This is a genomic window from Frankia sp. CoWAU3, assembly GCF_977971855.1.
The window spans coordinates 11,811-13,991 of the sequence record NZ_CDWWXB010000066.1 but is presented as its reverse complement, the minus strand read 5'-3'; the positions used below and the strand labels follow the sequence as shown (position 1 = coordinate 13,991).

Sequence of the window (2,181 nt, the reverse complement as noted above, 5' to 3'; positions counted from 1 at the left end):
GTTGCTCTTCATCCCGCTGGCCCTGTGCGCCGCGTTCCTGCTCGCGTCGTCCGCGGCTCTGCAACAACGCGCCGCCGGACGCAGCCGGTTCGCCGCCCGTGACGACCGGACGCACGCGCTGCCCGGAATAGGGCATCTGGTCGACCTGGCACGCGAACCGATGTGGCTGCTGGGCTGGCTGACAAACGTCGCCGGGTTCTTCACCCAGGCGCTCGCCCTACACCTTGGTTCCCTCGCCGAGGTGCAGCCCCTCATGGTCACCCAGTTACTGTTCACGCTTCCGCTGGGCCTGGTCCGCACCCATCTGCGGATGGTGCGGGGAGCATGGTGGGCGGTGGCATCGATCTGCGCAGGCCTCGCGCTGCTCCTCACGGTCCAGGGACGCCTACCCGCCCATGCTCCCCTGGACGAATACCGGCTGGCGCTGACCATCCTCGCGATCATTGCCCTCGCGGCGACACTGACGGTGTTCTCCCGCGGCCGGCGACCAGCAATGCGTGCGGCGATGCTCGGAGTCGGCGCCGGGCTGTTCTTCGCGCTGAGCGCCCTGCTGATGAAGCAGGTCACCGACGAGACCCTGAACGAGGGGATCGGTACCACCGCGACCCACTGGTTCGCCTACGCCCTGTGCGGAGTCACGATGGCCAGCCTCGTATTCGGGCAGATGGCGTTCGCCGTGGGCCCGCTCGCGCCGACCGTCACTGCCATGAACATCACCAATCCGACGGTCTCCTACACTCTCGCCGTGCTCGTCTTCGGGGTACCCGCCCCGGACACCCCCGGGGTTATCACAGGTGTCACGGTGGCGGCCCTGCTGGTCGTGGGCGGGGTCGTCCTGCTCGCCCGCTCGCCCGCCCTGCCACGCCCCACCCGTCGCCTGCCTGACGTCTCTCGCCACGACGCCCCCGCCCCGATGCCCCCGTCCTGATGCCCCCTCCTGGCGGGCGACGAGGTCGAACTGTTACCGGTACTCGCGGAAGTCCAGCCTCCGGCCATCGAATGGTTCGCGCTGGAAGGGCTGCACCTGACGAGCGGGAGTCTCAGCGCCTGGCGACGGCAGGTTCGATCATCTCCTCGGCCGGGCAGGACGTCCGGGCAGGATGACGGGGACGACGGGCTCCGGGGACCGCCGCGGTCGCTCCGCCTGGTGGCGGCCGACTCGGGGCAGGCCCGGGGAGCTGGTATGGGAACACCATCCGCACCGTTGCGCTGGACCACCCGATGCGTCATCGCGGGCGGTGGGCCGGCGGGGATGATGCTCGGTCTGTTGCTGGCCCGCGCAGGGGTGGACGTCATCGTGCTGGAAAAGCACGATGATTTCGCCCGTGACTTCCGCGGTGACACGATTCACCCGTCCACGATGGCAGTAATGGCGGAGCTGGGCCTGCTGACGGACTTCCTTCGCATCCCGCACACCCGGGCCGCCACGCTGGCTTTGGATATGGCGGGCCGGCGCCGGACCGTTGTGGACTTCCGGCACCTGCGGACGCCCTGCCCGTTCATCGCCCTGATGCCCCAATGGGACTTTCTCACGTTTCTGGCCGAGCGGGCCGGTGCCTATCCGACGTTCCGCCTGGCGATGAGCACCGAGGCGACCGACCTGGTCCGGGCGAATGGACGGGTCGTGGGCGTGCGCGCGGCCGGCCCTTTCGGGGAGGTCGAGATCCGGGCGGATCTGACGGTGGCCGCCGACGGCCGGCACTCGACCTTGCGGTCCCGTGCCGGCCTGCCGGTGCGGGAGCGCGGCGCTCCCTTCGACGTCCTCTGGTTCCGGCTGCCGAAAGACGTGGGTGACAGGTCCGCGAGCGGCCGCCGGGCGGCGAGGGACGGGAACGGGAACGAGGAGGGGAACGGGCGTGAGGAGGAGGGGAACGGGGACGGATTCACCCTGGCGCACCTCCGCAAGGGCCACGCCCTGATCACCTTGGATCGACGCGACTACTGGCAGTGCGGAATGGTGCTCCGGAAGGGGTCGGCGCAGCGGCAGCCAAGGACGGCCGGCGGGCTGGCGGCGTTCCGTGCGCAGATCACCACCGCGGCGCCGGCGCTGTCCGGTGCCGTTGACGACCTCACTGACTGGGACCAGGTGAAGACCCTGGTGGTGCAGGTCGACCGGCTTCGCCGATGGTTCCAGCCGGGTCTGCTCTGCATCGGCGACGCCGCCCACGCGATGTCCCCAGC

General features: G+C 70.1%; 2 protein-coding genes. Both read left to right on the top strand.

Annotated elements, in window-relative coordinates; genetic code table 11:
* Position 1 precedes the first annotated feature (1 nt).
* A complete protein-coding gene (locus tag AC08ON_RS08505; protein WP_476616746.1) occupies positions 2-928 on the top strand; it encodes a DMT family transporter in 927 nt (308 codons plus the stop codon).
* Positions 929-1,183: 255 nt separating this feature from the next.
* A partial coding sequence (locus AC08ON_RS08500; RefSeq protein ID WP_476616745.1) for an FAD-dependent oxidoreductase occupies positions 1,184-2,181 on the top strand: 998 nt, incomplete at its 3' end.